The 14,424-nt window shown below is 72.5% G+C and carries 14 protein-coding genes and 1 pseudogene; 11 read left to right on the top strand and 4 right to left on the bottom strand.

Features of this window, described 5'->3' with window-relative positions; genetic code table 11:
• Positions 1-433 (bottom strand): GntR family transcriptional regulator (locus AC1MIR_RS02865; protein WP_480026677.1); only part of this gene is annotated, 433 nt, incomplete at its 3' end.
• A gap of 164 nt (positions 434-597) precedes the next feature.
• Between AC1MIR_RS02865 and AC1MIR_RS02860 the strand changes: the two genes are divergently transcribed.
• The 5 genes from AC1MIR_RS02860 to AC1MIR_RS02840 all read left to right on the top strand — a co-directional run bounded on the left by AC1MIR_RS02860 (position 598) and on the right by AC1MIR_RS02840 (position 4,187).
• The gene (locus AC1MIR_RS02860; RefSeq protein WP_480026676.1) at positions 598-1,635 is read left to right on the top strand and encodes an MBL fold metallo-hydrolase; all 1,038 of its coding nucleotides are present in this window, start codon (positions 598-600) and stop codon (positions 1,633-1,635) included.
• A gap of 83 nt (positions 1,636-1,718) precedes the next feature.
• Complete coding sequence (locus tag AC1MIR_RS02855) at positions 1,719-2,030, top strand: DUF1244 domain-containing protein (RefSeq protein ID WP_480026675.1); 312 nt, start codon at positions 1,719-1,721, stop codon at positions 2,028-2,030.
• 66 nt (positions 2,031-2,096) lie between these two features.
• On the top strand, positions 2,097-2,582 hold the full coding sequence (locus AC1MIR_RS02850; protein WP_480026674.1) for a hypothetical protein: 486 nt from the start codon (positions 2,097-2,099) through the stop codon (positions 2,580-2,582).
• 71 nt (positions 2,583-2,653) lie between these two features.
• On the top strand, positions 2,654-3,634 hold the full coding sequence (locus tag AC1MIR_RS02845) for a S1C family serine protease (RefSeq protein ID WP_480026673.1): 981 nt from the start codon (positions 2,654-2,656) through the stop codon (positions 3,632-3,634).
• A 28-nt stretch (positions 3,635-3,662) separates the two neighbouring features.
• Positions 3,663-4,187 (top strand): dihydrofolate reductase family protein, encoded by a 525-nt coding sequence (locus AC1MIR_RS02840; protein WP_480026672.1) that lies wholly within the window; start codon positions 3,663-3,665, stop codon positions 4,185-4,187.
• On the opposite strand, the gene AC1MIR_RS02835 is transcribed toward AC1MIR_RS02840, so the two are convergent.
• The gene (locus tag AC1MIR_RS02835; protein WP_480026671.1) at positions 4,169-7,057 is read right to left on the bottom strand and encodes an FAD-dependent oxidoreductase; all 2,889 of its coding nucleotides are present in this window, start codon (positions 7,055-7,057) and stop codon (positions 4,169-4,171) included. The genes AC1MIR_RS02840 and AC1MIR_RS02835 overlap by 19 nt on opposite strands.
• Before the next feature lie 81 nt (positions 7,058-7,138).
• On the opposite strand from AC1MIR_RS02835, the gene AC1MIR_RS02830 reads away from it, so the two are divergent.
• The 4 genes from AC1MIR_RS02830 (at position 7,139) to hydA (ending at position 11,170) form a co-directional block, all read left to right on the top strand.
• Positions 7,139-8,062, top strand: a complete 924-nt coding sequence (locus AC1MIR_RS02830) for a dihydrodipicolinate synthase family protein (RefSeq protein WP_480026670.1) — start codon at positions 7,139-7,141, stop codon at positions 8,060-8,062.
• 28 nt (positions 8,063-8,090) lie between these two features.
• On the top strand, positions 8,091-8,915 hold the full coding sequence (locus tag AC1MIR_RS02825; RefSeq protein ID WP_480026669.1) for an ABC transporter substrate-binding protein: 825 nt from the start codon (positions 8,091-8,093) through the stop codon (positions 8,913-8,915).
• Positions 8,916-9,010: 95 nt separating this feature from the next.
• Positions 9,011-9,700 carry an amino acid ABC transporter permease gene (locus tag AC1MIR_RS02820; protein WP_480026668.1) on the top strand — a complete coding sequence of 230 codons (690 nt, stop codon included), beginning with the start codon at positions 9,011-9,013 and terminating at the stop codon, positions 9,698-9,700.
• A 30-nt stretch (positions 9,701-9,730) separates the two neighbouring features.
• Positions 9,731-11,170 (top strand): dihydropyrimidinase, encoded by a 1,440-nt coding sequence (gene hydA / locus AC1MIR_RS02815; protein ID WP_480026667.1) that lies wholly within the window; start codon positions 9,731-9,733, stop codon positions 11,168-11,170.
• Positions 11,171-11,205: 35 nt separating this feature from the next.
• Here hydA and AC1MIR_RS02810 read toward each other — a convergent pair whose 3' ends face one another.
• Together AC1MIR_RS02810 and AC1MIR_RS02805 are read right to left on the bottom strand one after the other, a co-directional pair.
• Positions 11,206-11,796: a hypothetical protein gene (locus AC1MIR_RS02810; protein ID WP_480026666.1), complete on the bottom strand. Its 591-nt coding sequence runs from the start codon at positions 11,794-11,796 to the stop codon at positions 11,206-11,208.
• 167 nt (positions 11,797-11,963) lie between these two features.
• A pseudogene (locus AC1MIR_RS02805) lies at positions 11,964-12,611 on the bottom strand (TerC family protein); the annotation flags it as partial.
• A gap of 133 nt (positions 12,612-12,744) precedes the next feature.
• On the opposite strand from AC1MIR_RS02805, the gene purB reads away from it, so the two are divergent.
• The gene (purB, locus tag AC1MIR_RS02800) at positions 12,745-14,082 is read left to right on the top strand and encodes an adenylosuccinate lyase (RefSeq protein WP_480026665.1); all 1,338 of its coding nucleotides are present in this window, start codon (positions 12,745-12,747) and stop codon (positions 14,080-14,082) included.
• Between the two features lie 87 nt (positions 14,083-14,169).
• The coding region (locus AC1MIR_RS02795) for a hypothetical protein (protein ID WP_480026664.1) at positions 14,170-14,424 on the top strand (255 nt) is incomplete at its 3' end.

Here is a 14,424-nt window from a genome sequence, read left to right as displayed (position 1 = left end):
CCGCCCTCGCGGGGGGGGCGCGGCGGGCGAGGGGGCCCCCAATCTCGGCCGGCGGGCCGCCCCTGGCCGGCCGCGCGGCGCCGGCCGCCGCGCCGCGCGCGGCGAGCAGCGCGGCCGCGGCACCTTCCAGCGCGATCAGCACCTCGTAGGTCTGGCGCAGATCCTCGGGGTCGATCGGCAGCACCCGCACGCCGCGGCGCGGCAGCACGCGCAGGAAGCCCTCATGCTGCAGCCGCAGCACGGCCTCGTGGACCGGCGTGCGGCTCATGCCCAGCTGCTCGGCGACCGCCTGCTCCACCGCTTCGTGCCCGGGCGGCAGCAGGCCTTCCAGGATGCTCGCCTTCAGCGCGGCATAGGCCGATTCGGCGAGGCTCGGCCTGGCCGGGGCGGCCGGGGCGGGGCGGATGCGGGGCGGGCGTGGCGAGCCTTCCATGCGCTCCAGGCTAACAGCTTCGCCCGCGCGCTCCGAGGCAGCGCCCGCCGCGGATGCGGCAACACCACTGACCGCCGCGGATGCGGCCATCGCGTCGCCCCCGTGCGGCGCCACCAGGGCCGGAAACCGGCCGCCGGACACCGAGAGGGACAGGAGACGCCCCGATGTCGTTCTTGAAGCGCCGCCCGACCACCGCGTTGCGCGCCGAGGCCGTCGCACCGACGCGCCGCGGCTTCCTCGCAGGCCTCTGCGCCTGCTGCGCCGGATCGGGGCTCGGCATCACGCCGGCCGCGGCGCAGATCCCGGCGGTGCAGGAGCACATCGCGCTGGCCCGGGCCGCCGCCGGGGAGGATCTGCGCGTGCTGCTCGGGCTGCTGGCCCCGGCCGCGCCCGAGCTCGGCTTCCGCGAGCCCGACCGGGCGGCGCTGCGCGCCATGACCCCGCCCACGCCGAAGCCCGCCTTCGACAACCTGATCTTCGTCGGCAACCACTACGTCACGACCTGGGCCATCCCGACCTCGGACGGGATCATCCTGATCGACACGCTGAACAACGACCACGAAGCCGAGACGCATGCCGAGGCGGGGCTGCGGAAGGTCGGGCTGGATCCGGCGCAAGTGAAGACGATCATCGTCACCCATGGCCATGCCGACCATTACGGCGGCGCCAACTGGTTCTCCAGCCGCTATGGCAGCCGCGTGGCGATGCATGAGGTGGACTGGACGATGATGGAGACGCGGCTGGAATACGACCGGCCGGAGCTCGGCCGGCCGCCGCGCCGCGACATCGTGCTGCAGGACGGCGACGTGGTGCGGCTGGGCGACACGGCGATCGAGATCCTGTTCACCCCGGGCCACACCTGGGGGACGGTCTCGCTGCTGCTGGACGTGAAGGAGGGCGGGCGGACGCATCGCGCCATGCTCTGGGGCGGCACCGCCTTCAACTTCGGCCGCATGCCGCGCCGGATGGAGCGCATCCAGGCCTATATCGATTCCACGGTCACGGCGCAGCGGATGGCGGCGCGGCAGAATGTGGATGTCTTCCTCTCGAACCACACGCTGTGGGACGAGGCGGTGCCCAAGCTCGCGCGCAAGGAGCCCGGCCGGCCGAACCCCTTCGTCGTCGGCCAGGAGACCACGCAGCGGGCGCTGACCGTGATGCGGGAATGCGCGCTGGCGACCAGGGCCGCCTGGAGCGCCTGAAGCCGGCGGGCGGGTAGGCCGGCGGGAGGGTGCTGGACCACTCCCGCCGCCGGCCCCAGATAGGGGGCGAGGAGGACCACCCCATGCCCGCACCCGAGATGGACAAGCAGACCCGGACCGAGCTGGAGGCCGCGGCCTTCCGGCGCCTCGTGCAGCATCTGCGCGAGCGGACCGATGTGCAGAACATCGACCTGATGAACATGGCCGGCTTCTGCCGGAACTGCCTGTCCAAATGGTACCGCGCCGCGGCGGAGGAGAAGGGCATCCCGCTCTCCGACCCCGATGCGCGGGAGATCGTCTATGGCATGCCCTACAAGGAGTGGCAGGCGCAGTACCAGAAGGAAGCCAGTGCCGAGCAGAAGGCGAAGTTCGCCGCCGCGAATCCCGGCCACTGACCCGGGGGCTTGAGCGTGGCTGCCAAGCGTGCGACCACCCGCGCCCTTCGCACAGGGGAGCAGCGGGTGAGCGAGACGGCCGAACAGGACTCCGAAGTCGGCGGCATGGGCCCCCCCCCGCCGCGCGCGCGCGGGGGGGGGGGGGGGGGGGGGGGGGGGGGGGGGGGGGCGGGCGGGCCGGACCTGCCCGAGGGCCGGGCCGATCAATTGCGGCCAGGGATCGAGGCCTGGCGGGCCGAGGCCGCCGCCAGCCAGGGCCCCGCGCGCGCGGCGGCGCGCAGCGGCGACCGGGCGGCGCTCGGCGCCCTGCTCGCCGCCGCGACCGGCCTCGGCGAGGCGCGGGTCGAGGCGGCGCTGGCGCTGCGCAGCCCGCGGGCGATCGTGGCCCTGTGCTGGCGGGCCGGCTGGACCGCGGACCTTGCCGAGGCGGTGCAGGGCGCCTTCGGCGTGCCCCGTCCGCAACAGCTGCGCGCCAATGTCGAAGGCGGCTGGACCCTCTCGCCGGCCGAGCTGCAATGGCAGATCGAGCTGCTGGAGGAACAGCCCGGCTAGGCGCGGCGCCTCCCCGGCTTCGCCTGCGGGCCGGTCTTGGCTAGGCTGGCCCCCCGGAAGCAGGACACCCGATGGCGGACGAGGACTGGACGATCCCGGAGGAGTTGCGACCCGATCCGGCCGACTATGCCTATGACCTCGGGACGGCGCTGGGGTCGGTGGTGGCCCTCAAGTCGCGCGTGCCGCCGGACGCCTTCTCGGCCCGCACCCTCGGCACGGAGCGCGAGGGCAGCGGCGTGGTGATCCGCGACAGCGGTCTGGTGCTGACCATCGGCTACCTGGTGAGCGAATCCGAGAGCATCTGGATCACCACCGCCTCCGGCCGCGTCGTGCCGGGCCATGCCCTGGCGTATGATTTCGAGACAGGATTCGGCCTGGTGCAGTCGCTCGGCCGGCTGGAGGCGCCGGCGATGCCGCTCGGCCCCGCCACCCCGCCCGAGGCCGGCGTGCAGACCGTGCTGGCCGCCGCCGCATCGGAGGACGATCCGGGGGCCATCGCCTGCTCGATCGTCGCCCGGGAACCCTTCGCCGGCTACTGGGAATACCTGCTGGAGGAGGCGCTGTTCACCGCGCCGGCGCATCCTTCCTGGGGCGGCGCGGCGCTGATCGGGCCGGAGGGCACGCTGCTCGGCATCGGCTCGCTGGTGCTGCAGCACCGCGACAAGCGCGGCCGGCGGATGGACCTCAACATGTGCGTCCCGGTGGCGCTGCTGCATCCGATCCTGGACGACCTGCTGCAATTCGGCCGGGTGAACAAGCCGGCGCGGCCCTGGCTCGGCGTCTATGCCGCGGACCAGGAGGAGGGCGTGGTGGTCGCCTCCGTTGCGAGCAAGGGGCCGGCCGAGCGCGCGGGGCTGCGCGCCGGCGACCGCATCCTGGCGATCGAGGGGCACCAGGCGACCGACCTGGCGGGGCTGTGGCGCAGCCTGTGGTCCTGCGGGGCTGCGGGCGTGAAGGTGACGCTCTCGGCCGAACGCGACGGGCGGCGCTTCGACCTGCCGATCGCGAGCGCCGACCGCGCCAGCTTCCTCAAGGCCCCGCGGCTGCATTGAGCCGCTCAGTCCGCAAGGCCGCGGCCCGATGACACTGTTCCATTGCCACATCGCCGTGTCGCTCGACGGCAAGATCGCGCGGCCGGACGGATCGGTGGATTGGCTGGAGATGACCGGGCCGCCGGAGGAATTCGGTTTCACCGAATTCTATGCGGGCGTTGACGCCATCCTGATGGGCCGTGCGACCTACGACACCGTGCTGCGGATGGGCGCGTGGCCCCATGCCGGCAAGCGGACCGTGGTGGCGACGACACGGCCGTTGCCCGATCCGCCGTCCGGCGTCGAGGCCGGTGGCGGCGCGATGGCCGCGATCGCGGCGGCGTTCGCGGCGCGGGGCTGCCGGCGCGTCTGGGTGGAAGGCGGCGGCGCCGTGATCCGCCAGATGCTGCAGATCGGCCGGCTGGACGTGCTGGAGATGGCGGTGCTGCCGATCGTCCTCGGCAGCGGCATCGCGCTGTTCTCCGAGGGCACGCCGGAGACGCGCTTCGCGCTGCGGTCCTGCACCCCGCGCAGCGGCGGCGCGCTGCACGTGATCTACGACCGGCTTCCATAGGCCGAGGGCGCGAACACCGCCGACGGCCCCTTGCCGCCGCGCAGCGCTTCCGCGATCAGCTCCGCGATCACCGGCGCCAACGTCCAGCCGTTGAAGGTGACGGCGTGGAACAGGCCCGGCACCCGCGGATCGGCGCCGAGGATCGGGCCCGGGATCAGCACGTTCAGCCCGGTCCAGGCACGGATCACATGCAGCCCGGCGATCGCCGGCAGCACGCTGTACGCCACCGCCAGGTTCCCCTCGATGCTGGCGCGCAGGTTGCGCGGACGACCCGCCGCATCGAGCTCGCCCGGCCAGGCGCCGCCGAGGATCAGGTGCCCGGCATCGCCCTGCTTCAAGCTGAGATGGCGCGACGCATGCAGCACAAGCGGGCGCAGCAGCTCGGCGCCCGCCGCCTCGGTCGCGATCACCTGCTGCACGGTGGCGCGCACCGGGATCGGCGCGCCGAGTTTTTCCGCGATCTGCCCGGCCCATGGACCGGCGGCATTCACCACGCGCGCGGCACGGATCGCGCCATGCGGCGTCTCGGCGCGGAAGACGCTGCCCACGCGTGAAAGGGCGGTGACGGGCGTGGCGCCACGAATCTCCGCGCCCGCCGCGCGCGCCAGGCGCAGCAGCGCGGAGAGGCCGCGCAGCGGGTCCATCTGCCCTTCCTCGGCGCAGAAGGCGGCCCCCGCGAAGCCCGGCGCGAGCCAGGGCGCGGCGGCGTAGAGCTCGTTGGCGCCGAGCAGCGACGACGTCACGCCGAAATCGCGCTCCATCGCCACCTTGTCGGCCAGCGCGCGGAGTCCGGCCTCGGTCTCCGCCAGCATCAGCCCGCCTTCGGTACGGATCGCCAGCGCCTCGCCCGACTCGCGGGCGATGTCGCGCCACCGCGCGACGGAGCGTGGGCCGAGGGCGAGGATCTGCGCCGCGGCGCTCTCCGGTCCCTCGGCGGCGCCGGCGCTGTCATAGGCGTGCAGCTGCACATGCAGGCTGCCCGCATTGGCGGTGGAGGCGCCCTGCCCCGGCTCGCCGCGATCGAGCGCGATGACGTGCAGCCCCTCCCGCGCCGCCGCGCGCGCGATGGCGAGGCCGACCACGCCGGCGCCGATCACCAGAAGGTCACAGGCGGTCTCGGAGGGAGCGCGGCCCCCACCCGGACCCTCCCCCGCATTGCGGGGGAGGGAGAATGCCTCGATGCCGGGGGCCTCGGTCCATTCCGGCTTCTCCATCGCCAGCGCCAGCGCGGGCACGGGCTTCACCGGCGCGCGCGGCGCGGCCCAGTCCGGCTCGGCGGCCGCGCCGGAAAGGCGTGCGACAGTGGCGGCGCACATCCGGCCCTGGCAGCGGCCCATGCCGGCGCGCGTCGCCTTCTTCAGCGCACCGGAGGAGGCCGCGCCTTCGGCCAGCGCGGTACGCAGCGCGCCGGCGCTCACCTCCTCGCAGCGGCAGACGATGGTCTCGTCGGCAAGCCGCGCCGCATCGAAGCCCGGCACCGCGAACAGCCGCCAGAGCGCGGCCTGGAACGCTTCCGCACGAGCGAGCGCGGCGCGGGTCGCGGCATCCTCCGGCACTGCGCGGCCAAGGTCGCGCGCCGCGGCGAGCCCCGCGAGCCGTCCGCGCGCGAAGGCGATGCGTGCGCCGCCGATCTGCGCGCCATCGCCGATCGCGAAGACGGCGGCGAGGCTGGTGCGACCATCGCGGTCGATGGCGGTTTCGAGCCGGCCGAGGCCGCTGTCGGTGAAGCGATGCGCGCAGCCGAGCGCGCGCGCGAGTCCGGTCTCCGGCTGGAAGCCCAGGTTGAGGGCGACGACCTCCGCCGCGACCGCAAGCGGGCCGCCCGGCGTGACGGCATGGAGCATGAGCGCGTCTCCGGCTGCCTCGATACGCTCGGGCATCGCGCCCCATGCAATCCGGACGCCGGCGCGGCGCAGCACGGCAAGATAGCGCACGCCGTCCCAGGCGAGATCGGGCGCGCGCGCGGCCAGCGCCACGGCCTCGCGCCAGGTGCGGAAGCCGGGCTTCGGCGCCGCCTCCAGCACGGCGGCCACCTCGACACCGCCTTCGACCAATTCGCAGGCAAGCTGGAGGTTCAGCGGGCCGTTGCCCGCCACCACCACGCGCCGCCCCGGCGAGACGCGGTTGGCGCGCGCGAGTGTCTGCAACGCCCCCGTCGTCATCACGCCGGGCAGCGTCCAGCCGGGGATCGGCACAGGCCGCTCATGCGCGCCGGGCGCGAGGATGAGGCGGCGTGGGCGCGCGACCATGTTGCGGCCCCCGACCAGCACGCCGAGTTCATCCGGCGCGAAGGCGCCCCACACCGTCGCGCCATGATGGAAGACGACGCCCGCTGCCTCGGCGCGCGCACGCAGCGCGGCCGATTGACGGAACTGGCGATCCGGCGCGGCGTGCGCGTGGCTGGATGCGAGCGGCTTTAGATACTGCCCGCCCGGCGCGTCGCGCTCGTCGAGCACCACGACGGCACATCCGGCCTCGGCCGCGGCGATGGCGGCGGAAAGGCCGGCCGGCCCCGCGCCGACCACGAGCACATCCGGCGCGATCTCCGCGGCTTGCGGCGCCGGCTCGGGCGCGAGCGCCGCGGGCGCTGCGGGCGGAGCACTCTCCACCACCATGCCGGGCGCGACCTTCACGAGGCAGGCGCGCTGGTTGGCACGGCCGTCGATGGTGACGAGGCAGTCGAAGCAGGCGCCCATGCCGCACCACAGACCGCGCGGCGCGCCGCTTGCGGTGCGGCGATAGGCGAGGATGCCGGCGGCGGACAGCGCCGCCGCAACCGTCTCGCCGGGCAGCGCGGAAAGCGGGCGACCGTCGAAGGTGATGCCCACCGCTGCGGCAGACGGCGTGATGTGCGGGTGGGTCAATCGCATCGCAGGGGGGTTGTCGTACCGGTCGAATGGCGGTCGGATGTTCGCACGACATGTCCTGGCACGACAGGGAGCCCCTCGGCCATGGCCCCAAAGGCGTCACGTGAGCCTTTCCGCGGCTGCTACACCGTGCTCGTCACGCCCTTCACCGAAGGCGGCGCCGCGGTGGACATCAAGGCACTGGAGCGCCTGGTGGAGTTCCAGATCCGCGAAGGCATCCGGGGCCTGATCCCGCTCGGCTCGACCGGCGAGTTCCTCTCGGTCTCGCCGGAGGAACGCACGGCCATCGTGGAGACGGTGGTGCGCACCGCCGCCGGGCGCGTGCCGGTGCTGGTCGGCACCGGCGCCGAGGACACGCGCGAGGTCGTGCGCACCAGCAAGGAGGCCGAGGCGCTCGGCGCCGACGGCGTGATGATCATCCCGCCCTTCTACTCGGTGCCGACGCTGGCGGAGCTCGTGCATCACTACGACACGGTGGCGAAGGCCATCGGCATCCCGATCATGGTGTACAACAACCCGGCGACGGCGAATGTGGACATGACGCCGGAGATGCTGGCCGAGATCAGCCGCATCCCGAATTGCCGCTACGTGAAGGAGAGCACGCTGGAAGTCACCCGCGTGCGCGACATCGTGGCGCTCTGCGGCGACCGGATGGAGGTCTTCGCCGGCGTGCTGGGCTACGAGAGCGCCTGGCTCGGCGCGATCGGCTGGGTGGCGGTGTGCTCCAACCTGGCGCCGCGGCTCAGCACGGAGATGTTCCACGCCGCCGCCTTCGACAAGGACATGGACCGCGCGCTGGCGCTCTACCGGCGCCTCGCGCCGCTGCTGCCCTGGGTGGGCGGGCCGCGCTACGTCTCGGGCACCAAGGCGGGCTTCCGGCTGATGGGGATGAGCGTGGGCGATCCGCGCCCGCCGCGGCTGCCCTTGCCGGGGGCGGACATGCCGCGGCTCGCCGCGGTGCTGCAAGGGATGGGCCTGCTGGCCGAAGGCGCCAGGCAGGCCGCATAGGTCCGGGGAAGCACAGGGAGAAAGCATGATGCGTCGTCTGATTCTGGCCGCTGTCGCGGCGGTGATCGCAACGCCCGCCTTCGCGCAGGCTCCGCAGGGCTGCACGCCGCGCGTGCCGGCGAGCGAGCTCGTCAAGCCGGGCACGCTGGTGATGTCCACCAACCCGACCCTGCCGCCGCTGCAATTCGTCAACGCGCAGGGCCAGCTGCAGGGCATGCGGATCGAACTCGGCAACGAGATCGCGAAGCGGCTGTGCCTGACGCCCGAATATGTCCGCATCGAGTTCAGCGCGATGATCCCCGGCCTCGCCGCGCGCCGGTGGGACATGATCAACACCGGCATCTTCTTCACCGAGGAGCGCGCGCGGATGATGCAGATGATCCGCTACGAGAACAACGCGGTGGCGATCAGCGCGGCGCGCGGCAACCCGAAGAACATCCGCAGCGAGGACGACCTGGCCGGCACGACCGTGGGTGTCGAGATCGGCGGCTTCGAGGAACGCAGCCTGCGCGCCATCAGCCAGCGCCTGACCCAGGCGGGCAAGGCGGCGATCAACATCCGCACCTTCGACAACTTCGCCGTCGCCTTCCAGGCGCTGCGCGCTGGCCAGGTGGACGCGGTGACGAGCATCGACGCCGTCGCCGCCGAATATGACCGCCGCGGCGACTTCCCGCGCGTGCTGCACGGGCTGAACGCGACGCCGGCCGCGCTGGCCTTCCGCTCGCGCAAGCTCGCCGAGGAGACCTCCTGGGCGCTGCAGCAGATGCTGGCCGATGGCAGCCTGGAGCGGCTGTTCGACCAGTACGGCGTCGGCATCGCCGACCGCGCCTTCGCGATCGTCGGGCCGCAGTGAAGAACAGGAACGGGCGGCCTGCGCATTTCGCGCAGGCCGATTTCGTGCATCGGCACCGCTGCGGCATGACTGACGCACGCGGCATCTGAGGGCCCATGCACGTCTGGTCCTGGTCGGGGTTCTTCGAGTACCTCTTCAACCCGTTCCTGCTGGAAGGCGCGGTCACCACGCTGTGGCTGACCGTGGCCTCCCTGGTCTGCGGGCTGGTGCTCGGCATCGCGCTGGCGCTGATGCGCCTGTCGGGCAACCGGGCGCTGTCCGGCATCGCGGCGACCTATTGCTGGCTGTTCCGCGGCACGCCGCTGCTCGTGCAGCTGCTGATCATCTACACCGGGCTGCCGCTGTTCGGCCTGCGCTTCAGCGTGACGCAGGCCGCGCTGCTCGGCCTTTCCCTGAACGAGGCCGCCTATCTGTCCGAGATCGTCCGCGCCGGCATCCTCGCGGTCGGCAAGGGGCAGAAGGAGGCGGGCTTCGCGCTCGGCCTGTCCAAGTCCCAGGTGTTCCGCACCATCACCTGGCCGCAGGCCTTCCGCATCATCATCCCGCCGCTCGGCAATTCGGTGAACGGCCTGCTCAAGACCACCTCCGTCGCCAGCGTGATCTCGATGGAGGAGCTGCTGCGCCGGACCCAGATCCTGATCCAGGAGCGCTTCATGGTGCTCGAGCTCTTCATCGTCGCGGCCATCTGGTACCTCGTGATGACGACCGCCTGGGACTTCGTGCAACGACGGCTCGAGGCACGCTACGGTCGCGCCTATGCCGCCGACCGCGCCGACCGACGATGAGCGCCCCGACGCGCAGATAGGAGACCCGCCATGCCCGAGTACGACATCGCGATCCGCGGCGGCCTGGTCGCCACGGCCTTCGGCGCCGCACGCTGCGACATCGGCGTGAAGGACGGCCGGATCGCCGCCATCGCCGAGACCATCACCGACGCCGCGCAGGTGATCGAGGCCGACGGGCTCTATGTGCTGCCGGGCGGCGTGGACACGCATTGCCACATCGAGCAGCCCGAGGCGAACGGCACGGTGCATGAGGACAGCTTCGTCACCGCCTCCGCCAGCGCCTTCGCCGGCGGCACCACCTCGGCCGTCTGCTTCATCCCGCAGTTCAAGGGCGGTGGCATCCTGGACCGCTTCGCGGACTACAAGGCGCGCGCCGCGAAGGGCATGCTGGACCACGGCTTCCACCAGATCATCGCCGACCCGACCGATGCGGTGATCAACGAGGAAGTGCCGAAGGTGGTGGCGGAGGGCGTGCGCAGCCTCAAGGTTTTCCTGACGTATGAGCCGCTGCACCTGACCGATGCCGAGTTCCTCAAGGTGCTGCTCGCCGCACGGCGGCATGGCTGCCTGGTCACGGTGCATTGCGAGAACTACGACGCGATCGGCTGGCGCACCCGCGCGCTGCTGGAAGCCGGCATGACCGCGCCGAAATACCACGCCTGGTCGCGCCCGCGCGTGGTGGAGCGGGAAGCGACGCACCGTGCCATCGCGCTGGCCGAGCTGGTGGACCAGCCGATCCAGGTTTTTCATGTGTCCTGCGAGGAGGCGGCGGAGGAGATCGCGCGAGCCCAGGCGCGCGGCCTGAAGGTGTGGGGCGAGACCTGTCCGCAGTACGTGACGCTGACGGCCGCCCACATGGATCGTCCGGGCTTCGAGGGCGCGAAGTTCATGTGCAGCCCCGCGCCGCGCGACATGGCCGAGCATGCGCGCATCTGGGAGATGATCCGCCGCGGCACGCTCGACGTCGTCTCCTCCGACCATTGCGGCTTCAGCTATGAGGGCACGCGCGGCAAGGCGCAGAACGGGCGGGACGCGGTGTTCCGGGATATCCCGAACGGCATCCCGGGCCTCGCGGCGCGGCTGCCCATCGTGTTCAGCGAGGGCGTGTCCAAGGGCCGCATCGGCCTCGAGGAGTTCGTGAAGCTGACCGCGACCAATCCGGCGCGGATCATGGGCCTCTATCCGCGCAAGGGCGTGATCCAGCCCGGCAGCGACGCCGACCTCGTGCTCTGGGATCCGGCGAAGCGGGTGACCATCACCAACGCGCTGATGCAGCACGCGATCGACTACACGCCCTATGAGGGGCTGGAGGTCACCGGCTGGCCGACCATGACCCTCCGCCGCGGCGCGGTGGTGATGCGGGACGGCAAGGTCCAGGCCGAGCCCGGCAGCGGCCGCTACCTGCCCCGCGGCCCCTACGACCTCGTGAAGCCGCGCGGCATCACGCCGGACGGCTTCGTGGCGCCTTAGGCCGCGTGGCGCCGCGCCACGCGCGGCGCCTTCCCTCAGCCGCGCGCGGCCTGGGCGATGCCGATCACGAAGGGCTCCGGATCCACCGGCCGCACCGGACGCGCCGAGGAGGTGACCTGCACCTTCAGGAAGCGCCCCGCGGCGGCGCCCAGGCAGACCAAGGTGCCGACCTCCTGCCGGCCATAGGTGCCGTCCAGCCTCGCGCAGGACAGCGGCGGGCCGCCCGGCACGGCCAGCTGCGACCGGCTGCGTTCGGCAAGGCTGTGGCTGGTCCGCCGGTCGGCCTGGGCCAGGACCTCGGCCACCGCGTTGGAGAATTCCTGTGCCACCCGCGCATCGCCAGGCTGTGAGGAGACGGCGCCCTGCCCGCGGTCATAGAGGCTGACCGTCGCCACCGCCGCGCGCCCCGGGCCGGCATAGTCCACCGCGACGCCCTGGCCCGGCCGCTCGCGCTCGTGCCAGACGGTGTCGCCGCGCGCGAAGCCGGCGACCGAGGCGGGGAGACGCGCCGCCGCCGCCTCCAGCGTCGGACGGCCGGAAAAGCTCTCGGCGATGCCACCGCCCTGCTGCGCGCAGCCGCCGGCGAGCAGCAACAGCCCGAGAAGCGTCGCCGCGCCGCCCCTCATGAGCGCCGCCGCAGCAGCTGCTTGGTCAGGTCGGCGACCACCGTCGCCACGATCGTCAGCACGACCACCTGGAACAGCGTGGCAAGCGCCCAGAGACCGATCGGGAATGTCGTGGCGCCCGCGGGGATCGCCATCCAGCCGAGCGGCAGGAACAGGTAGCCATAGGCATGCGGCACCTCCTCGGCGATCTGGTGCGTGCCTTCCCAGATCATCTGCAGCGAGACGTAGAGGATCAGCAGCAGGCCGAGCCATGCGATCCAGCGATGCCTGTCCAGCAGCTTGGCGATGAAGGTCGCCGCCACGCCCATCAGGATCACCGAGAAGGCGAGGCCGATGATCATGATGTAGGGATGGTCCTTCGCCGCGCCGGCCACGGCCAGCACGTTGTCGAGGCTCATCGAGACATCGGCGACGAGGATCTGGGTGATCGCCTGGCGCAGCGTCTTGCGCGGCGCCTGCGGCTGGCCGCCTTCGAGGGCGGCGACCCCGTCGGCCATCTCGGTCGTCTCGGGCGGGTTGTGGTTCCCGCCTTCCCGCAACTCGCGATACATTTTCCAGCAGACCCAGAGCAGCAGGATGCCGCCGGCGAGCACGATCCCGACGATGGAGAGCAGCTGCACGGTGATGGACGCGAAGGCGATGCGCATCACGGTGGCGGCGACGATGCCCCAGAAGATCGCCTTGCGGCGCTGTTCCGCCGGCAGCCCGGCCGCCGCCATGCCGACGACCACGGCGTTGTCGCCGGCCAGCACGATGTCGATGAACAGCACCGTGACGAGCGCCTCGAGCTGAGGGCCGAATGAAGAAAAATCCATGTTCTGGCAGCCTGATCCCCGGACCTTACATGCGGGACATGAGTAGCGATGCCGCGGGCTTGTCAACTGGCTGCCCGCCGCGCGAAGAGGCGGCGCCGCCGATCACAGCCACCCCAACGCACGGAACGCATCCATGATCCCGCGCTACAGCCGCCCGGACATGGCGGCCATCTGGTCGCCGGAGAACCGCTTCCGAATCTGGTTCGAGATCGAGGCGCTGGCCGCCGAGGCGATGGCGGAACTCGGCACCATTCCGGCCGCCGCCGCCCGCACGATCCGCGAGCGCGGGGCGCCGCGCGTCGCGGCGATCAGCCAGGCCGACCTCGACCGGATCGACGCGATCGAACGGGAGACGCGGCACGACGTGATCGCCTTCCTCACCTGGCTCGGCGAGGGGATCGGGGATGACGCGCGCTTCATGCACCAGGGCATGACGAGCAGCGACGTGCTCGACACCTGCCTGGCGGTGCAGATGACGCAGGCGGCCGACCTGCTGGTCGGCGGCGTGGATGCGCTGCTGGAGGCGCTGCGCGCGCGCGCGATCGAGCACAAGCACACGCCGACCATCGGCCGCAGCCACGGCATCCACGCCGAGCCGACCACCTTCGGGCTCAAGCTTCTCGGCCACTGGGCCGAGTTCCGGCGCAACCGCGACAGGCTGCTCGCCGCGCGGCAGGAGATCGCGACCTGCGCCATCAGCGGCCCGGTCGGCACCTTCGCCAGCGTGGATCCGCGCGTCGAGGCGCATGTGGCGCGCAAGCTCGGCCTCGCGGTGGAGCCGGTCAGCACGCAGGTGATCCCGCGCGACCGGCACGCCGCGTTCTTCGCCGCACTCGGCGTCGTCGCCTCCGGCATCGAGCGGCTGGCGACCGAGGTACGCCACCTGCAGCGCAGCGAGGTGCGCGAGGCGGAGGAGTATTTCCATCCGGGCCAGAAGGGCTCCTCGGCGATGCCGCACAAGCGCAACCCGGTGCTGAGCGAGAACCTGACCGGCCTCGCGCGCATCGTGCGCGGCTATGTCGTGCCGGCCATGGAGAACGTCGCGCTCTGGCACGAGCGCGACATCAGCCATTCCAGCGTGGAACGCATGATCGGGCCGGATGCGACGGTCACGCTGGATTTCGCCCTGCACCGCGCGGCGGGGATGATGACGAGGCTGACGGTGTATCCGCGGCGGATGCAGGCCAACCTCGAATCGCTCGGCGGCGTCGTGCATTCGCAGAAGGTGCTGCTGGCGCTGACCCAGGCGGGCATGAGCCGCGAGGCCGCCTATGCCGCCGTGCAGCGTGCCGCGATGGCGACCTGGAACGCGCTCGGCACGCCGGAGGCCCGCGACTTCGCCACGAACCTGCTGGCCGATGCGGATGTCGCGGCGCGGCTGGATGCGCAGGCGCTGCGCGCGGCGATGGATCCGGCGCGCGACTTCGGCCAGGTGGAGACGATCTTCGCGCGCGTCCTCGCCGGGGCGTGATCGCGCATGGCGAGGATGCGGCGGCGCTGCCCCGCTCTCGCCACGCGCCGCGCCTACATCCCGGCATGAAGGAGGAGGCGAATCGCGATGCCGTTCCCGAAGAGGCTGCTGCTGCTTGCCGCGACCGGCGCCCTGGCGCTCGGCCTCGCCGCCCCTGCGCAGGCCGATGGGCGGAAGGGCCGGGACGCGCGGCCGACCTATGGCTACTGGGTGGATCCGGCGCCGCGCTGGGTACCGGCGCCGCCCCCCCCCCGCCGGCCGCCCCCCCCCCGCGGGGGGGGTATAGGCGCCCCCCCCCCCCCCGACCAACCCCCCCCCCCCCGCCAATATAACACCCCCCCC

This window comes from Falsiroseomonas sp. RANM36 (genome assembly GCF_056682175.1).
Note: the sequence above shows the minus strand (reverse complement) of the source record. Positions and strands in the feature narration are given on the sequence as shown.